This window comes from Microbacterium sp. cf332 (genome assembly GCF_900102175.1).
In the GTDB taxonomy this organism is placed as follows: Bacteria; Actinomycetota; Actinomycetes; order Actinomycetales; family Microbacteriaceae; genus Microbacterium.
The window spans coordinates 1,312,499-1,329,334 of sequence record NZ_FNKN01000001.1; the positions used below are offsets into that span (position 1 = coordinate 1,312,499).

Genomic DNA, 16,836 nt, shown 5'->3' on the forward strand with positions numbered 1-16,836 from the left:
CGGCGTCAGAGTGCGCGCAGGATCGCGGCGACGCCGCCCTCCTGCACCGAGACCGTGGTCTCGGACGCCTCGGCCAGCAGCTCCGCGGCCCCCTGCGCCATCGCGATGGCCCGGCCGCCGTGGTCGCGGGCCCAGCGGAACATGCCGATGTCGTTGCGGCCGTCGCCCATGACCAGGACGTCGGTCGACGGGATGTCCAGCCAGCCGCGCACGCGTTCGAGCGCCGTGGACTTGTCGACGCCCTGCGGGGCGATGTCGAGCCAGGCCGACCAGCCGACCGCGTACGACACCTCGTTGAGGCCGATCCGCTCGACGAGCTCGACGAAGTCGGAGTCGGTCTCGTCGGGCGAGACGACGACGACACGGCAGACCTCCTGCGCCGAGAGCTGCTCGAACGCGACCTTGTCGGCGTCGTGCAGGTTCCAGTCGTGCAGCTCCTCCGTGTAGAGCCGCCGACCGTCGGGCAGTTCCACCATGTAGCGGGCGTGCGGCAGGTGCTCGCGCAGCAGCCCCAGGACCTCGCTCGGGTCGAAGGTCTCGATGTAGAAGCGCTCGTACGCGAGCGCGTCAGCGAAGTCGTCGTCGACGCGCTTGAGGATGACGGCGCCGTTCGAGCACACGACGTAGTCGGGGTTCAGGGCGAGAGCGCCGAGGATGCCGTGCGTGCCCTCCCACGAACGCCCCGTGGCGAGCATGACCTCGTGGCCGGCCGCGTGGGCGTCGGCCACGGCGTCGACGACACCGGGGCTCAGCGTCTCGTCCTCGAGCAGAACCGTGCCGTCGATGTCGAGGACGATCAGCAGACGCGGGGCGCCGGCGGCGACCGGCATCCCCTCGGCGACGTCCTCGACGATCTCCGCCGCATCCCGCGGGGCGACGACCTCGAGGCCGCCTTCCTCGGGAAGCGCGTCGGGCACCTGCGTGCCGAGACCGTCCGCGCCGCCGGTCATGCGACGGGCTCCGCGACCTCGAGGCCGCCGAGGTAGGGCCGCAGCGCCTCGGGGATCACGACCGAGCCGTCGGCGCGCTGATGCGTCTCGAGCAGGGCGACGATCCACCGTGTCGTGGCGAGCGTGCCGTTGAGGGTCGCGACCGGCTCGGTCTTGCCCCCGTCGGGACGGTGACGGATGTCGAGCCGGCGCGCCTGATAGGTCGTGCAGTTCGAGGTCGACGTCAGCTCGCGGTAGGCGCCCTGGGTCGGCACCCACGCCTCGATGTCGTACTTGCGGGCGGCGCTCGAGCCGAGGTCGCCGGCGGCGACGTCGATGACGCGGTACGACAGGCCCAGGTCCTGCAGCATCCGCTCCTGCATCTCGACGAGACGCAGGTGCTCGGCCTCGGCGTCCTGAGGCGTCGTGTAGACGAACATCTCGAGCTTGTTGAACTGGTGCACGCGGATGATGCCGCGGGTGTCCTTGCCGTACGACCCGGCCTCGCGCCGATAGCACGTCGACCAGCCGGCGTAGCGCTTCGCGCCGCGTCCGAGGTCGAGGATCTCGTCCATGTGGTAGCCCGCGAGCGGCACCTCGCTCGTTCCCACGAGATAGACGTCGTCCTCTTCGAGGTGGTAGACCTCGTCGGCGTGCTGGCCGAGGAAGCCGGTGCCGCGCATCACCTCGGGACGCACGAGCGTCGGCGGGATGAGCGGCGTGAAGCCCGCGGCGAGGGCGCGGTCGAGACCGAGCGTCATGAGGGCCAGCTCGAGACGCGCGCCGATACCGCTGAGGAAGTAGAAGCGGCTGCCCGACACCTTCGTGCCGCGCTCCATGTCGATGGCGCCGAGCTTTTCGCCGAGCGCGAGATGGTCGAGCGGCTCGAAGTCGAACGACGGCGGCTCGCCGTGGGTGCGCAGCGTGACGAAATCGGCCTCGCCGCCGGCGGGGACGTCGTCGATGACGATGTTCTCGATGCGGCCGAGCGCGGCATCCGCAGACTCCTCGGCGGCGGTCACGGCCTGCTGCGCGCGCTTCACGCGCTCGCTCAGCTCCTTCGCCTCGGCGACGAGCGTGGCCTTCTCGTCCTTCGGCGCCTGTGCGACCTTCTTGCCGTGGGCGTTCTGCTCGGCGCGCAGCCGCTCGAACGTCGTGATCGCCTCGCGGCGCTCGCGGTCGGCTGCCACGGCGGCGTCGACGGTGTCGGCCGACTCGCCGCGCTTCACCTGCGAGATCTTGACCAGGTCGGGCTGTTCACGGAGGAGTGCGAGGTCGATCACGCGTCAAGTCTATGGTCGCGCGCACCGGCGTCGTCGGTCGCGCCCGCACGACGACCCGCTGCGCGCCCGGGCGCAAGGGGCAATCCCGCACCGGCGGGCACCCCTATGGTGTAGCCATGGCGACCGACTCCGACGACACCTCTTCGCAGAAGCACTCCGACGAGCCCACCTCCGCGAACCCCGGCGGGGCGGATGCCGCGACCCCCGACCCCGAGCAGGCGGCCGCGCCCGACGACGTCATCCGCGAGCCCGACGACATCGCTCCCGACACCACCGAGGGCGAGACCGGCGAAGCCCGTCGCGTCGGCCCCGAGGGTGACACCGAGCCCATGGCGGGGGGCGCCGAGAAGCCCAACCCGAAGGCGGCGCTGGTCTACAACCCCATCAAGGTCGACGGCGACGCGCTGCGCGAGCAGGTGCTGCGCGCCGCGGAGGAGGCCGGGTGGGAGGAGCCCCTCTTCTACGAGACGACCGTCGACGACCTCGGTGACGACGTCACCCGCCAGGCCCTCGAGGCCGGCGTGAGCGCAGTGCTCGTGGCCGGCGGCGACGGCACGGTGCGCGCGGTGTCGGGCGAGATGAGCGGCAGCGGGGTGCCACTCGCGATCGTGCCGAGCGGCACGGGCAACCTGCTCGCCCGCAACCTCGGGCTGCCGCTCAGCGAACCCGAGACCATGATCCGCGCGGCCTTCACCGGCGACCGCACCCCGATCGACGTCGGCTGGGCACGGCTGACCCGCGACGGCGGCGAGGTCGAGGAGCACGCGTTCGTCGTGATGGGCGGCATGGGGCTCGACGCGGCGATGATCGCCAACACCAACCCGCAGCTGAAGAAGTCGGTCGGCTGGGTGGCCTACGTCGACGGCGCGACGCGCTCGCTCGTCAAGGCGAAGCCGTTCCGCGTCGTCTACCAGCTCGACGGCCACCGGATGCACGCCGCCCGCGTGCAGAGCGTGCTCTTCGCCAACTGCGGCTCGCTGCAGGCGGGCATCGCGCTCATCCCCGAGGCCTCCATCACCGACGGCCAGCTCGACGTGGTCATCATGCAGCCCAAGGGCTTCTGGGGGTGGATCCTCGTCTGGCGCCGGGTGGCCTGGGACAACAGCTTCCTGCGGAAGTTCCGGGCCGGACGCCGCGTGCTCTCGCTGCGGACGAAGGACAACGCCGTCGTCTACTCGCGCGGCCGCGGCGTCGCCCTGGCCCCGCAGGAGCCGCACCCCGTGCAGCTCGACGGCGACGAGTTCGGCGAGGCCACGCACGTGCAGACCCGCGTCGACGCCCGCGGCCTCGTCGTCGCCGTGCCCGCCGGGCACACGCTGCCCGAAGACTGAGCGCGCCCGCGGCGCCGTAACTCCTCAGATTCGGCAGCCGTGCCGAGCGTCGTCGCGGCGACGCGGCGGATGGCGGTGCACGACGTTGCGGTTCTGAGGAGTTGGCGCGGAGCCGCACGGGGCACGCCCGCTCTGTCAACCGTTCGCCGTCACCCCGACGGGCCGACAGGATGACGACATGAGCTCGCCCTCCATCGTCTGGTTCCGCGACGACCTGCGCCTGGCCGACCACCCCGCGCTGCGCGCCGCGCTCGACCGCGGCGAACCGGTGGTCGGGCTGTACGTGCTCGACGAGGAGTCCGAGGGCATCCGACCGCTCGGCGGTGCCGCGCGGTGGTGGCTGCACCACTCGCTCGTCTCGCTCGCGGACGACCTCCGGGAGCGCGGTTCGCACCTGGTGCTGCGGCGGGGACCGGCGGCATCCGTCGTCCGCTCGGTCGTCGACGACACCGGCGCGGGGGCCGTCTACTGGAACCGCCGCTACGGCGGAGCGGAGCGCGCGATCGACACCGAGCTGAAGGACGGCCTGCGCGACGACGGCATCCGGGTCGAGTCGTTCGCCGCCAACGTGCTGTTCGAGCCGTGGACGGTCAAGACCGGCAGCGGCACCCCGTTCTCGGTGTTCACGCCGTTCTGGAACGCCGCGCGCAATCTGCCGGCACCGCGCGAACCGCTCCCCCGCCCTCGCGAGGTCCCCGGCCTGCGCTCGGCCCCCGCGAGCGACGAACTCGACGCGTGGGGGCTGCTGCCCACCCGGCCCGACTGGGCCGGCGGCCTACGCGAACGCTGGCAGCCCGGCGAGACGGCCGCCCGCGCGCGGCTGCGCGAGTTCCTCGATGACGACCTCGGCTCGTACGACGCCGCCCGCGACGAACCCAGCGCCGGCGCGACCTCGTTGCTGTCGCCGCGCCTGCGCTGGGGCGAGCTCAGCCCCCACGCGGTGTGGCACGCCGGCGTCGAGACCGGCGGCGGGGCGGGCAAGCACGCGACGTCCGCCTCGCGCTTCCTGTCCGAGCTCGGCTGGCGCGAGTTCGCCTGGCACACGCTCTACCACTTCCCCGATCTCGCGACGAAGAACTGGCGCAAAGGATTCGACGCCTTCCCGTGGCCGCGCCTGCAGCCGTCGCACCTCACCGCGTGGGAGAAAGGCGAGACCGGCGTGCCGATGGTCGACGCCGGCATGCGGGAGCTGTGGGAGACCGGCTACATGCACAACCGGGTGCGGATGGTCACGGCATCCTTCCTCACCAAGAACCTGCTCATCGACTGGCGCCTCGGCGAGCAGTGGTTCTGGGACACCCTGGTCGACGCCGACGGCGCCAGCAACGCCTTCAACTGGCAATGGATCGCGGGATCGGGGGCCGACGCGTCGCCGTACTTCCGCATCTTCAACCCCGAGCGGCAGGCCGAGAAGTTCGACCCGAAAGGCCTCTACATCGGCCAGTGGGCACCCGACAGTGCCGACCGCGAGCCGATCGTCGACCTCGCCGAGACGCGCAAGGCCGCCCTGCAGGCCTACGAGGCGGTCAAGAACGCGCGGTGACGGGTCCGCTCGGGGAATGCCGACGGATGCTGCGGGGTTCACAGAAGGGTTATGAGTGATGCAGCCCGCCCCGCCCTGTCCGTGCTCGACCTCGTGCCCGTGCGCACGGGACAGACCAGTGCGCAGGCGATCGCGGCGTCGCTGACCGTCGCGCAACGGGCTGACGAACTCGGCTACCGGCGGTACTGGTTCGCCGAGCACCACAACATGCCGGCCGTGGCGTCGACGACCCCGCCCGTGCTCATCGCAGCCGCGGCGTCGCGCACCTCGCGCATCCGCGTCGGGTCCGGCGGTGTCATGCTCCCCAACCACTCGCCGCTCGTCGTCGCCGAGCAGTTCGCCGCGCTCGAGGCCATCGCGCCGGGACGCGTCGACCTCGGCATCGGGCGCGCCCCCGGCAGCGACCCCGTCATCACGCAGCTCCTGCGGCAGTCGGGCACGACGAGCGACGTCGACCGGTTCCCCGACAACATCCGCGACATCCTCGCGCTCGTGTCGGGCGACGGCGCGACCGTGCGCTTCACCTCGGGCGGAACCTACGACGTGCACGCCACCCCATCGGCCACGTCGACCCCCGACGTCTGGCTGCTCGGGTCGAGCGACTACTCCGCTCAGCTCGCCGCCGCCCTCGGACTGCCCTACGTCTTCGCGAACCACTTCTCGGGCGAGGGACTCGACCGCGCCGTGGGGCTCTACCGCGACCAGTTCCGTCCGTCCGAGACGCTCGACGCACCCCGCACGTTCCTCACGGCCAACGCCGTGGTCGCCGACACCGACGCCGAGGCGGAAGCGCTCATGCTGCCCCAGGCCCGCATGATGGCGCGACTGCGCGGCAACCGGCCGCTCATCGCCCTCGAGACCGTCGAGGAGGCAGCGGCCGCCGAGGCCACCGACCACCTCGCGACACCCATGCTCGACGCGCTGCGCTCGCGCTGGTTCGTCGGCACCGGGCCCGACACCCGCGCGGCCCTCACGGCGTTCGCCGCGCAGCACGGCGTCGACGAGGTCATGGTCTCGCCGGTGTCCGCGGCGTACGACGGCGAGCAGCCCGACGCGGCGCCCGCCCGCATCCGCACCCTCGAGCTCCTCGCCGCCTGACCGGGGCTTCCCGCGGCCGCGGGAGGCTCTGTCGCGGTCCGGTCGGCTCTACCCGCGGTCCGGTCGGCGCTGTCGCGCCCCGGGCGTGTGCCGTCTGCAGGCCGAGCCCCGGCACTCACCGCCGCTGGGACCCGACACCACCGCTCAGCCTGGTGACGGCACGCCGCAACCCCGCGCCACACCCGCGGTAGCTGGCGACCCGACGAGCGGCTCGGATCAGCGGGGGCGGGTCTCGCCGTCTCGAAGCGACCGCAGCAGCTCGACGAGGGCATCGGCGTCTTCGGGGCGGGTTCGCCACGACGAGACCGAGATCCGGAAGGCGGGTTCGCCGCGCCAGACGGTGGCGCCGAACCAGGTCGCCCCGCTCGCCTGCGCCGCCGCGACGATCCGCTGCGTCTCCTCGGGCGACCCGGCGCGCACGAGCACCTGGTTCAGCACGACGCGGTTGACCACCGTGTAGCCGGCGGACCGGAGTCCCGCGGCGATGCGGGTCGCGGTGTCGGTCGCGTTCTCGACGAGCTCCGCCACGCCGTCCCGGCCCAGGGTGCGGAGTGCCGCCCAGATCGGGATGCCGCGGGCACGCCGCGAGAACTCGAGGGTGAGGTCCTTCTGCGCATCGCCTGTGGATGTCGAGTAGGCGGCGTCCGAGTGCAGCGCGGATGCCGCGGCATCCCGGTCGCGGATGATCGTGACGGCGCTGTCGTACGGGGTGTTGAGCCACTTGTGCCCGTCGACCGTCCACGAGTCCGCGAGCTCGATCCCGGAGGTCAGGGCTCGATGGCGCGAGGCGCGGGCCCACAGCCCGAACGCCCCGTCGACGTGGATCCACCCGGCGTCGGCGCGGACGCGCGACATCACCTCGTCGAACGGGTCGAACTCTCCCGTGTTGACCTCTCCGGCCTGCAGGATCACGATCGTCGAGGAATCCACCACGGGCAGGGATGCCGGATCGATGCGCCCGTGTTCGTCTGTCGTGACCCACTCGACCGTGTCGAGCCCGAAGCCCAGGACGCGCAGCGCCTTGCGGACGACGACGTGGGCCAGCTCGCTCGCGACCACCCGCACGCGCGGAGCGCCGAAGAGGCCGTCTCGTGAGACGTCCCAGCCGAGCGTGGCGAGCACATGCTGCCGCGCGCTCGCGAGGGCGGCGACGGTTCCGGCGCCCGCGCTGGTCGAGAATCCCACGGCGCTGTCGCGCGGCAGGTCGAGGACATCGAGCATCCACCGCGCCGCGACGGATTCGATCGCCGCCGTCGCCGGTGACCCGAGCGGGGCGGATGCGCTGTTGTCCCAGGCGAGAGCGATCCGGTCGGCGGCCGCCGCGGCGGGCAGCGTCGCCCCGACGACGTAGCCGAAGTAGCGTCCGCCGTTGGATTCGACCGCGGCCGCCGATCCGAGCTCGTCGAGCATCGAGATCGTCGCCGCGGCATCCTGCCCGTGTTGCGGGAGGGACTCGTCGAAGCCGGCGAGCGCGGCGACATCCTCGGGTGCCGGGTAGACGGCCCGCGTGCCGATGCGTTCGACGTAGTCGCGGGCCCGGCGGTCGGCGTCACGGAGGAGGGCGAGTTCTTCGGCGCGACCGGCGTCGCCTCGGGAGGGGAGCATCCGTCGATGCTCGCGCACCCGCCCCGTCGTGCGCGACGGCCAATCCGACTCGCGTGGCCCGCCCGCCCCGCGCGTCGACTCGCCACGAAACGCGGATCCGGCCGGCTCCGCACCCGCAGTTCCTGGCGACTCGACGGGCGGAACCGGGAACCCGGAACCCGGAACCCCGCACCGGCCCGACGCACCGGGGGCGAAGCGGGGTCAGGCCTCGGGCTCGCCGGAGATCAGGGCGCGCAGCCAGTCGCGCGCCTCGACGAAGACGTCGTCGGAGTACCGCTGCGGGTACCGGACGATCGCCCGGTCGGCGCGCGGATACGACCCGAGGAACAGCACCTTGGGGCTGAATCGGCGCACGCCCATGAGGGCGTCGGCCATCCGTTCGTCCGAGACGTGTCCGTCGGCGTCGATGACGAAGCGGTAGCGGCCGAGCGCGTCACCGATCGGGCGGGACTCGATGAGCGACAGGTTGATGCCGCGCGTCGAGAACTGCTCGAGCAGCTCGAGCAGCGCACCGGGGTGGTCGTCGGGCAGCTCCGCGATGAGGGACGTCTTGTCGGCGCCCGTCGGCGACGGCGGCGCCACCGTGCGGCTCACCAGCACGAACCGGGTCACGGCGTGCTCGTTGTCGCCGATGTCGGACGCCAGGAGCTCGAGATCGTGGTGCTCGAGGATGCCGGGGGGCGCGATCGCCGCGTCGGCGTCGCTGGCCCCGTCGAGCAGCCCCACCGCGGCGGCGACGTTGCTCGCGGCCGGCAGGTGGGCGTGTTCGGGGCGTGCCTTCAGCAGCCACTGCAGGCACTGCGCGTAGGCGACGGGGTGCGCGGCGATGAGCGATACGTCCTCGATGCGCGTGCCCGGGCGTGCCACCAGCACGAAGTTCACGGGCACGAGGTACTCGCCGACGATGCGGAGGCCCGGCATCGTCGCCAGCGCGTCCTGCGCCGTCGAGACCCCGCCGTCGACCGAGTTCTCGATCGCGATCATCGCGGCATCCGAGCGGCCGTCCACGACATCCGCGAGGGCTTCCCCGACGTTGCGCACCGAGCGCCAGATCTGGTCGCGCGCCTCGGGCACCTGGGCGAGCGCGGCCTCGGTGAAGGTCCCCGCCGGCCCGAGATAGCTGTAGGTGCGGCGGGCGGGCTGGTCGTCGTGCTCGGGCGTCACGCAATGAGCCTAGACCGACGCACCCACGGCACACGCACGGTCGTCACGAGCACGCCCACCACGAGCACGGCTCCGCCGATGATCTCGGCGGGCGCCGGCACCTGGCCGAGCAGCACCGCCGCCGCGCTCATCGCCACGACGGGAGCCAGCAGCACCCACGGCACGACGGCGGCCGACGGGTTGCGTGCGAGCAGGGAGTTGAAGATCGCGTAGCCGACCAGGGTGCAGAGCCCGGCGGTGTAGATCGTCGAGACGAGGGCCGGGATGCCGAAGCCGGCGAGCCCGCCGCCGATCGCCTGCGGCCCCTCGAACACCAGCGCCAACCCGAGTGCCGGGACCGGCACGACGAGCGCCGACCAGACGGTGAGCGAGAGGGCGCCGAGCGGCCCGCGGCCCGTGACGACGCCCGCCCGCCGCGAGATCACGTTGCCGACGGCCCACGAGAGCGCGGCGGCGAGGGCCAGGATGACGGCCAGCGCGGGGGCGGTTCCGCCGCGCCCGACCGCGACTGCGGCGAGTCCTGCGATGCCGAGCGCGACGCCGATGGCCTGTCCGCGGGTCGGACGCTCGCGCAGCACGCCCGCCGCGATCAGGACGGTGAACACCGCCTGAGCCTGCAGGAGCAGGGCCGCGAGTCCCGGCTGCAGACCGAGCGAGAGGGCGATGTAGAGGAGACCGAACTGACCGAGGCTCATGAACAGGCCGACGCCGACGACGGCGGTCCATCGCGCTCGCGGAGGCGGCACGACGACCACGAACGCCGCCACCACCGCGAACCGGATCGCCACGAAGAGCAGCGGCGGGATACCGGCCATCCCCCATTCGATGACGAGGAAGTTGAACCCCCAGAGGGTCGCCACCGTAGCGGCGAGGATCATGTCGCGTCGACTCACGGGCTCAGTCCATCGCGGCGGACGATGAACGACAAGCGATGCTTTCTGCGCTCGATTCGGTAAAATTCCTTCATGATCGATCTGGATGCCGTGCACTCCCTCCGGACTGTCGCGCGGGAGGGCAGCGTGGCGTCGGCGGCATCCGCTCTGGGGTTCACGCCTTCGGCGGTGTCGCAGCAGATCAAGCGCCTCGAACGCGAGACCGGGGTCGCGCTGCTCGAACGGGTCGGTCGCGGCGTCGCGCTCACCGCAGCGGGCTCGCAGCTCGTCGTCGGCTCGACGCCGATCCTCGCCGACCTCGAAAGACTGCGCGCAGACCTGCACGCGGGAGCCGGCGAGAACGGTCGGGTGACGGGCGAGCTCCGCATCGCCGCCTTCTCGACCGTCGTACGCGGCCTGCTCGCATCCGTGCTCGTCGAGCTGGCCGCCGCGCACCCGGATCTGCGGCTGCCGGTGCGCGAGAGCGAGCCCTGGGAGACCGTGGCGCTCGTCGCCTCGGGCCAGCGCGACCTCGGCATCGTGCATCAGTGGGGCGGCGTCGCCCTCGCGATCCCCGAAAACCTCGTCGTCACCCCGCTCTTCACGGATGTCGCCGACATCATCCTGCACCGCGACCACCCGCTCGCACACCGCGAGGTGCTGCATCCGGCCGACCTCGCCGATCAGCGGTGGGTCGCGACCTTCGAGACGACGATCTGCCGTCAATGGCTGCGCCGGCTCTTCGACGGGATCGGCGGGGCGCCGCGGGTGCTCTACGAGTCGATGGAGTTCGAGAACCACATCGCGCTCGCCCGCACCGGGGCCGTCGTCGCGCTCGTGCCGCGCCTGGGGCGCGGCGATCTCGGTCCGGACCTCGTCGCCGTGCCGACCGTCGAGCCGGCATCGACGCGCGACATCGTCGCCGTGCACCGCCGATCGCAGGCCGACTCACCCGGCCTGCGGGCGACGCTGGCCGCCCTCCTCGCCCACAGCGGTGCTCACGGCGGCGAGTGAACCGGCCGCCGCCGCTCGGCGACCGCTCAGGCGGCGGGCCCGCGGGGCCGTGAGTGCCAGCCGCGTGCCGTGAGTGTCGTGAGTGCCGTGTCAATCCGCCACCGGCGGGCGCGGAAACGGGCAGACTGTCACCATGAGCCGTGCAGGAGCGCCCGCAGAAGCATCCGACCTCATCGACATCGATGAGCTGATCGCCGCCTATTACGACCGCAAGCCGGATGCCGGAGTGCCCGGGCAGCGCGTCGCGTTCGGAACGAGCGGCCACCGCGGATCGTCGCTGTCGACGAGCTTCAACGAGGACCACATCCTCGCCACGACCCAGGCCATCGTCGACTACCGGCGCGCGCAGGGCATCGAGGGACCGCTCTTCCTCGGGCGCGACACCCACGGACTCTCCCTCCCGGCCGAGCGCAGCGCCATCGAGGTGCTCGTCGCGAACGACGTCGACGTCCGTGTCGACTCACGCGACTCGTGGGTGCCGACGCCCGCGCTGAGCCACGCGATCCTGACGTACAACCGCGGCCGCGCACTCGACGACGCGGCCCGCGCCGACGGCATCGTCGTCACCCCGTCGCACAACCCGCCGCGCGACGGCGGCTTCAAGTACAACCCCCCGCACGGCGGACCCGCCGACACCGACGCGACCTCATGGATCGCGAACCGGGCCAACGAGCTGATCGCCGCCGGTCTCGAGGGCGTGCACCGCACCCGTCACGCCGACATCGACCTCGACGCACTCGGCCAGTACGACTTCCGCGACGCCTACGTGCGCGACCTGGCCACGATCATCGACATCGACGCGATCAAGACGTCGGGCGTTCGCATCGGGGCCGACCCGCTCGGCGGCGCGTCGGTGGAGTACTGGGCGCTCATCGCCGAGGTGTACGGCCTCGACCTGACCGTCGTGAACCCCGAGGTCGACCCGACCTGGAAGTTCATGACGCTCGACTGGGACGAGAAGATCCGCATGGATCCGTCGTCGCCGTCGGCGATGGCCGCCCTCGTGGCGCGGCGCGATGAGTACGACATCCTCACCGGGAACGACGCCGACGCCGACCGTCACGGCATCGTGACACCCGACGCCGGGCTCATGAACCCGAACCACTACCTCGCCGTCGCGATCGATTACCTGTTCGCGAACCGTCCGGGCTGGCCGGCGGATGCCGCCGTGGGCAAGACCCTCGTCTCGTCGATGATCATCGACCGGGTCGCGGCGTCGCTCGGGCGGGAGCTGCTCGAGGTGCCCGTGGGCTTCAAGTGGTTCGTTCCGGGCCTGCTCGACGGATCTGTCGCCTTCGGCGGTGAGGAGTCGGCGGGGGCCTCGTTCCTCCGCACAGACGGCAGCGTGTGGACGACCGACAAGGACGGCATCCTGCTGTGCCTGCTCGCCGCCGAGATCCTCGCGGTCACCGGCAAGACGCCGTCGCAGCGGTACGCCGAACTCGAGGCCGAGTTCGGGTCGTCGGCCTACCAGCGCGTCGACGCCGCGGCCACGCCCGAGCAGAAGGCTGCACTCGGCAAGCTCTCGGGCGACGCCGTCTCGGCCACCGAGCTGGCCGGCGAGCCGATCACGGCCAAGCTCTCGCATGCGCCCGGCAACGGTGCGGCGATCGGCGGACTCAAGGTGCAGACCGAGCACGCCTGGTTCGCCGCCCGCCCCTCCGGCACCGAGGACGTCTACAAGCTCTATGCCGAGAGCCTGCGCGGTCCCGAGCACCTCGCCGAGGTGCAGGCCGAGGCCCGCGCCGTGGTCTCGGCCGCGCTCGGCGCCTAACGCGCCCACGGCATCCTCGCATCACGCCCCGTGCACGGCCGAGCGCCGAGTGCACGACCTTCGAGCGCGAGCAGGCCGTGCGCTCGCGGCGAAGCCGTGCGCTCGCGCGAGCGCGGCAGGCAGTCAGGCCTGACGACGCCGGGACGCCGAACGCGGTGGCGCCGAGCGCAGGTGCGTCGTCACACTGCCGAGGATGCGCGCGAGGTCGGCGGCATCCGCGTCCGACAGCGGCGCGAACAGCAGCCGGTGCACCGTCTCGATGTGACCGGGGAACACGGCGGCCAGCACCTCGCGCCCCGCACCCGTGAGGGCGACCACCGTGCTGCGCTCGTCCTCGACGGACGGTGACCGCGTGACGTATCCGCGCTGCTCGAGCAGCGTGGCCTGGTAGGTCAGTCCGCTGCGGCTGTACACCACGCCGTCGGCGAGGTCGGTCATGCGCAGGCTGCCGCCCGGGGCGTCGTTCAGCCGCGCCAGCAGCTGGAACTGCACGTAGCTCAGGCCGCCGGCATCCTTCAGCTGCGTCTCGACGGCGGGGCGCAGCAGGCTGCCCACCTCCGTGAAGGCGAGGTAGGCCTCCAGCTGCGTCGACGTCAGGGAGCGTGGCGCGTTCGTCATGGGCTCGATCCTACCTTTTGCTTCACATTCGAAGTAGTGTTACGTTCCTCGTGTCGCTTCGAATTCGAAGCACCTGAGCGCGAAGGATCACATCATGAATGCAGTGCAGTTCTCCCGGACCGGTGGCCCCGAGGTCCTCGAGATCGTCGACATCGCCCGCCCCGAGCCGGCCACCGGGCAGGTCCGCATCCGCGTCGCCGCGTCCGCGTACAACGCGGCGGACGGCGGGATGCGCGCGGGCGTCCTCCCCATCCCGATCGATCTGCCCCATGTGCCCGGGTACGACGTCTCGGGGCACGTCGACGCGGTCGGCGCGGACGTGACCGGCCTCGCGGTGGGCGACGCGGTGATCGCGTTCCTCCCCATGGAGCACGACGGTGGGGCGGCGGAGTTCGTGCTGGCCCCCGCCGACGCCGTGGTCGCCGCGCCCACGAGCGTTCCCCTCGCCGATGCCGCCGCGTCGCCCTCCGTCGCGCTGACCGCGCGGCAGGCCCTCTTCGACGACGGTCGCCTCGAGTCGGGCCAGCGGGTGCTGATCGTCGGCGCCGGCGGCGTCGTCGGGAAGTACGCCGTCCAGCTCGCCGAGCGCGCCGGCATCCACGTCATCGCCACCGCGAGCCCCCGCAGCATCGACGCCGTCCGCGCCGCCGGAGCAGACCAGATCATCGATCACACCGCGACCGATGTGCTGGGCGCGATCGACGGACCGGTCGACGTGCTGCTGAACCTCGCCCCGATCGAACCCGAGCTGTTCGAGACCTACGTCGGGGCCGTCGCCGACGGCGGCGCGGTCGTCAGCACGACGGCGTTCATGGCCACCCCGGGCGACGAGGCGCGCGGCGTCCGTGCCGCGACGGTGTTCGTCCGCCGCGATCGCGACCGGCTCGCCGAGCTGGTCCGCCTCGTCGACGAGGGCGCGCTCACCGTCGAGGTCACGCGGCGCATCCCCCTGGCTGAGCTCCCGGCGCTGCACGCTGAGGCGGCTGAGAGAGGCATCGCGGGCAAGGTCATCATCCTCCCCTGAGCCGCGTCATGCGAACCCGCCACGTCAAGCCGAGCTCCCACCCCGCGTCACACCCAATGCACGGCCGAGCGCCGAGTGCACGGCCTTCGAGCGCGAGCAGGCCGTGCGCTCGCGGCGAAGCCGTACGCTCGGGGCCGTCCGCTCGCGCGAGTCAGCGCGCGAGCAGCTCGGCCAGGCGCGGCAGCTGCGACTCGTCCTCCAGGGCGGAGCCGACCGCGACGACACGCACCCCGGCATCGAGGAAGTCGGCGGCGTTGGCGGCGTCCATGCCGCCGGTCGCGACGAACCTCACGCCGGGGAACGGACCGCGGATGTGCCGGAACCAGTCCGCGCCGAGCCACTGCGCGGGAAAGGCCTTCAGCCAGGTCAGCCCCATCCCGACCGCCTGCTGCACCTCGCTCGGCGTGGCGACGCCGGGCAGGATCGGGATGCCGCGCTCCTGGGCGGCCCGGACGACGTCGGGGTCGAGGCCCGGCGACACGATGTACGCCGTGCCGGCGTCGGCGGCGACGGCGACCTGCGCCGGCGTCAGGATCGTGCCGGCACCCACGGCCTTACCCCTCTCGGCGCCGAGACGCGCAACCTCGCGCAGCGCCCGCTCGTCCTCCGCGGTCTGCAGCGGAACCTCGACGGAGTCGATGCCGAGATCCCAGGCGGTCGTCGCGAGGCGCACCGAGCGCTCGAGTCCCATGCCCCGGAGGATCGCCATCAGCGGTGCGCCCGCGAAGACGGCATCGAGAGCGGCGGCCTGGCCGGTGGTCGCGTGGTCGACGGACGACGTGGTCATGGGGAGGTCCTTTCGAAGGGGATGTCGGCGACGGGTGACCCCGCCGCGTCGTCGGGGAAGTCCCCGGTGGTGGCCATCGTGAGCGCCGCGCGCTCGTGCCCGGACCGCAGGCGCTGCCGCGGCGAGGCGCCGGCGAGCAGTGCGGCGAGGTAGCCGCCGGCGAAGGCGTCACCGGCCCCCACGGGCTCGACGACGTCGACGACGAGAGCCGGCTCGAAGACCGCGTCGTCGTGCGCGAACAGCGTGGCGCCAACGGCACCGTCCTTGACGATGAGCTGCGGGGCGTCCGGCAGCAGGGCACGCACCGCGCCCGGGTCCGCCGCGCCCCAGAGCGTCTCGGCCTCGTCGCGGCCGACGAACACGACGTCGGCCGACCTCGCCAGCTCGAGCAGCGGGCCGGATGCCGCCGACGCGGCCCACAGCGGCGTGCGGTGGTTCACGTCGACGCTCACGGGCACCCCCGCTCCTCGCGCGCGGGCGACGAGATGCCGGAGGAACGCGGGCGCGGTGCCGCCGAGCGCGACGGTGATGCCCGAGACGTGCAGCATCGCGACGCCCGCCCAGGAGAGCTCGTCGGCGTCGGCGACGGAGAGGTGGGCGGCGGCCGATCCGGTCCGGTAGTAGGCGACGCCGTGGCCGGGGTCCTTCACGTACAGGCCGGTGGGGTGGGCGCCGTCGACGACGACCCGCGTGACGTCGACGCCCCGCGAAGCCACCCGCGCGACGACGCGCCGGCCGAGGGCATCGTCTCCGACGCGCGAGAACCACGCGGCGGCCCGGCCGAGGGCGGCCGCGTGCGCCGCGACGTTGGACTCCGCTCCCCCGGCGTCGACGCGGAACACGTCGGCGTGCTCGAGGCGTTCCGCCGACACCGGCGCGACCATCGCCATGGTCTCGCCGGCCGTCAGCAGCACGCCGCCCACCGGATCGCTCACTTCAGGGTCGTGACGGGTGCGGCATCCATGTCGTCGAATGCCTGGTTCTCGCCCGCCATCGCCCAGATGAACGAGTACGCCGCGGTACCCACTCCGGAGTGCAACGACCAGCTCGGCGAGATGATCGCCTGCCGGTCGGCGACGACGAGGTGCCGGGTCTCCTCGCGCTCACCCAGCAGGTGGATGACGCGCGCGTCGTCGGGCACGTCGAAGTACAGGTAGCACTCGGTGCGGCGGTCGTGGGTGTGGGCGGGCATCGTGTTCCACATCGAGCCCTCGTGCAGCGTCGTCACGCCCATGACGATCTGGCAGCTCTTCACGCCGTTCTCGTGGATGTACTGGTTGAGTGTGCGGCGGTTGCTCGTGGCCTGGTCGCCGAGCTCGCGCACCGTCCCCTCGCCCGGCGACACGAGCGCGGCGGGGTAGGCGGTGTGCGCCGGGGCCGAGAACAGGTAGAACTGCGCGCCGCCGCCCGAACCGTCACCCGCGTCCGCGAATACGACGTCGCGGATGCCGCGGCCGAGGTACAGGCACGCCCCCTTCACGAGGGTGTGGACCTCGCCGTCGGCGGTCACGGTGCCGGTGCCCCCGACGTTGATGATGCCCACCTCGCGGTGCTCGAGGAAGTAGTCGCTCCGGATCTCGGGGTAACCCGGCAGCACCAGCTCGCGCCCGGCCGGAACGGCGCCGCCGAGGACGATGCGGTCGTGGTGGGTGTAGACGACGGTGATCTCGCCGGGCACGAACACCTCGGGCACGAGGTACTGCTCGCGCAGGTCGGCGGTGGTCATGCCGGGGATCTGCGCGGGGTTGGTCGCGTAGCGCTGCTGCATGGGGTTCCTTTCGGGAGCGTGTCGGC

General features: G+C 72.4%; 15 protein-coding genes. 6 read left to right on the plus strand and 9 right to left on the minus strand.

Features of this window, described 5'->3' with window-relative positions; translation table 11 throughout:
• Positions 1-5 precede the first annotated feature (5 nt).
• Positions 6-950: an HAD family hydrolase gene (locus BLT21_RS06275; protein ID WP_091500479.1), complete on the minus strand. Its 945-nt coding sequence runs from the start codon at positions 948-950 to the stop codon at positions 6-8.
• Positions 947-2,212, minus strand: a complete 1,266-nt coding sequence (gene serS / locus BLT21_RS06280; protein ID WP_091500480.1) for a serine--tRNA ligase — start codon at positions 2,210-2,212, stop codon at positions 947-949. Before serS ends, BLT21_RS06275 begins: the two co-directional genes overlap by 4 nt.
• 329 nt (positions 2,213-2,541) lie before the next feature.
• Here serS and BLT21_RS06285 point away from each other — a divergent pair, with 329 nt between their 5' ends.
• The 3 genes from BLT21_RS06285 (at position 2,542) to BLT21_RS06295 (ending at position 6,184) form a co-directional block, all read left to right on the plus strand.
• On the plus strand, positions 2,542-3,543 hold the full coding sequence (locus BLT21_RS06285; protein ID WP_256335972.1) for a diacylglycerol/lipid kinase family protein: 1,002 nt from the start codon (positions 2,542-2,544) through the stop codon (positions 3,541-3,543).
• Between the two features lie 178 nt (positions 3,544-3,721).
• Entirely contained in the window at positions 3,722-5,086 is a 1,365-nt protein-coding gene (locus tag BLT21_RS06290; RefSeq protein WP_091500481.1) for a cryptochrome/photolyase family protein, read from the plus strand.
• A gap of 51 nt (positions 5,087-5,137) precedes the next feature.
• Entirely contained in the window at positions 5,138-6,184 is a 1,047-nt protein-coding gene (locus tag BLT21_RS06295; RefSeq protein ID WP_091500482.1) for an LLM class flavin-dependent oxidoreductase, read from the plus strand.
• Between the two features lie 216 nt (positions 6,185-6,400).
• Here the strand turns inward: BLT21_RS06295 and BLT21_RS06300 are convergent, their stop codons facing one another.
• The 3 genes from BLT21_RS06300 to BLT21_RS06310 all read right to left on the minus strand — a co-directional run bounded on the left by BLT21_RS06300 (position 6,401) and on the right by BLT21_RS06310 (position 9,846).
• On the minus strand, positions 6,401-7,789 hold the full coding sequence (locus BLT21_RS06300) for a pyridoxal phosphate-dependent decarboxylase family protein (RefSeq protein ID WP_091500730.1): 1,389 nt from the start codon (positions 7,787-7,789) through the stop codon (positions 6,401-6,403).
• 201 nt (positions 7,790-7,990) lie between these two features.
• Positions 7,991-8,953: a prephenate dehydratase gene (gene pheA / locus BLT21_RS06305; RefSeq protein WP_091500483.1), complete on the minus strand. Its 963-nt coding sequence runs from the start codon at positions 8,951-8,953 to the stop codon at positions 7,991-7,993.
• Positions 8,950-9,846 carry an EamA family transporter gene (locus BLT21_RS06310; RefSeq protein WP_091500484.1) on the minus strand — a complete coding sequence of 299 codons (897 nt, stop codon included), beginning with the start codon at positions 9,844-9,846 and terminating at the stop codon, positions 8,950-8,952. The genes pheA and BLT21_RS06310 overlap by 4 nt, the downstream gene beginning before the upstream one ends.
• Positions 9,847-9,918: 72 nt before the next feature.
• Between BLT21_RS06310 and BLT21_RS06315 the strand changes: the two genes are divergently transcribed.
• Entirely contained in the window at positions 9,919-10,839 is a 921-nt protein-coding gene (locus BLT21_RS06315; protein ID WP_091500485.1) for a LysR family transcriptional regulator, read from the plus strand.
• 133 nt (positions 10,840-10,972) lie between these two features.
• Positions 10,973-12,613, plus strand: a complete 1,641-nt coding sequence (gene pgm, locus BLT21_RS06320; RefSeq protein WP_091500486.1) for a phosphoglucomutase (alpha-D-glucose-1,6-bisphosphate-dependent) — start codon at positions 10,973-10,975, stop codon at positions 12,611-12,613.
• A gap of 123 nt (positions 12,614-12,736) precedes the next feature.
• Here pgm and BLT21_RS06325 read toward each other — a convergent pair whose 3' ends face one another.
• The gene (locus BLT21_RS06325; protein ID WP_091500487.1) at positions 12,737-13,231 is read right to left on the minus strand and encodes a MarR family winged helix-turn-helix transcriptional regulator; all 495 of its coding nucleotides are present in this window, start codon (positions 13,229-13,231) and stop codon (positions 12,737-12,739) included.
• 94 nt (positions 13,232-13,325) lie between these two features.
• Here BLT21_RS06325 and BLT21_RS06330 point away from each other — a divergent pair, with 94 nt between their 5' ends.
• Positions 13,326-14,255, plus strand: a complete 930-nt coding sequence (locus BLT21_RS06330; protein ID WP_091500488.1) for an NADP-dependent oxidoreductase — start codon at positions 13,326-13,328, stop codon at positions 14,253-14,255.
• Between the two features lie 151 nt (positions 14,256-14,406).
• Here BLT21_RS06330 and BLT21_RS06335 read toward each other — a convergent pair whose 3' ends face one another.
• From BLT21_RS06335 to kduI, 3 genes are read right to left on the minus strand one after another with little or no spacing between them, the layout of a single operon-like run.
• Positions 14,407-15,042 carry a bifunctional 4-hydroxy-2-oxoglutarate aldolase/2-dehydro-3-deoxy-phosphogluconate aldolase gene (locus BLT21_RS06335; RefSeq protein WP_091500489.1) on the minus strand — a complete coding sequence of 212 codons (636 nt, stop codon included), beginning with the start codon at positions 15,040-15,042 and terminating at the stop codon, positions 14,407-14,409.
• A complete protein-coding gene (locus tag BLT21_RS06340; protein WP_256335940.1) occupies positions 15,039-15,977 on the minus strand; it encodes a sugar kinase in 939 nt (312 codons plus the stop codon). The genes BLT21_RS06335 and BLT21_RS06340 overlap by 4 nt, the downstream gene beginning before the upstream one ends.
• Entirely contained in the window at positions 15,974-16,810 is an 837-nt protein-coding gene (kduI, locus tag BLT21_RS06345) for a 5-dehydro-4-deoxy-D-glucuronate isomerase (RefSeq protein WP_091500490.1), read from the minus strand. The genes BLT21_RS06340 and kduI overlap by 4 nt, the downstream gene beginning before the upstream one ends.
• Positions 16,811-16,836 lie beyond the last annotated feature (26 nt).

What these genes read in the sequence shown, in the direction of transcription:
- BLT21_RS06330 (WP_091500488.1), top strand. Translation starts at nt 13,326, where the DNA reads ATGAATGCAGTGCAGTTCTCCCGGACCGGTGGCCCCGAGGTCCTCGAG.
- BLT21_RS06335 (WP_091500489.1), bottom strand. Translation starts at nt 15,042, where the DNA reads ATGACCACGTCGTCCGTCGACCACGCGACCACCGGCCAGGCCGCCGCT.
- BLT21_RS06315 (WP_091500485.1), top strand. Translation starts at nt 9,919, where the DNA reads ATGATCGATCTGGATGCCGTGCACTCCCTCCGGACTGTCGCGCGGGAG.
- BLT21_RS06295 (WP_091500482.1), top strand. Translation starts at nt 5,138, where the DNA reads ATGAGTGATGCAGCCCGCCCCGCCCTGTCCGTGCTCGACCTCGTGCCC.
- kduI (WP_091500490.1), bottom strand. Translation starts at nt 16,810, where the DNA reads ATGCAGCAGCGCTACGCGACCAACCCCGCGCAGATCCCCGGCATGACC.
- BLT21_RS06285 (WP_256335972.1), top strand. Translation starts at nt 2,542, where the DNA reads ATGGCGGGGGGCGCCGAGAAGCCCAACCCGAAGGCGGCGCTGGTCTAC.
- BLT21_RS06325 (WP_091500487.1), bottom strand. Translation starts at nt 13,231, where the DNA reads ATGACGAACGCGCCACGCTCCCTGACGTCGACGCAGCTGGAGGCCTAC.
- pgm (WP_091500486.1), top strand. Translation starts at nt 10,973, where the DNA reads ATGAGCCGTGCAGGAGCGCCCGCAGAAGCATCCGACCTCATCGACATC.
- BLT21_RS06290 (WP_091500481.1), top strand. Translation starts at nt 3,722, where the DNA reads ATGAGCTCGCCCTCCATCGTCTGGTTCCGCGACGACCTGCGCCTGGCC.
- BLT21_RS06275 (WP_091500479.1), bottom strand. Translation starts at nt 950, where the DNA reads ATGACCGGCGGCGCGGACGGTCTCGGCACGCAGGTGCCCGACGCGCTT.
- BLT21_RS06300 (WP_091500730.1), bottom strand. Translation starts at nt 7,789, where the DNA reads ATGCTCCCCTCCCGAGGCGACGCCGGTCGCGCCGAAGAACTCGCCCTC.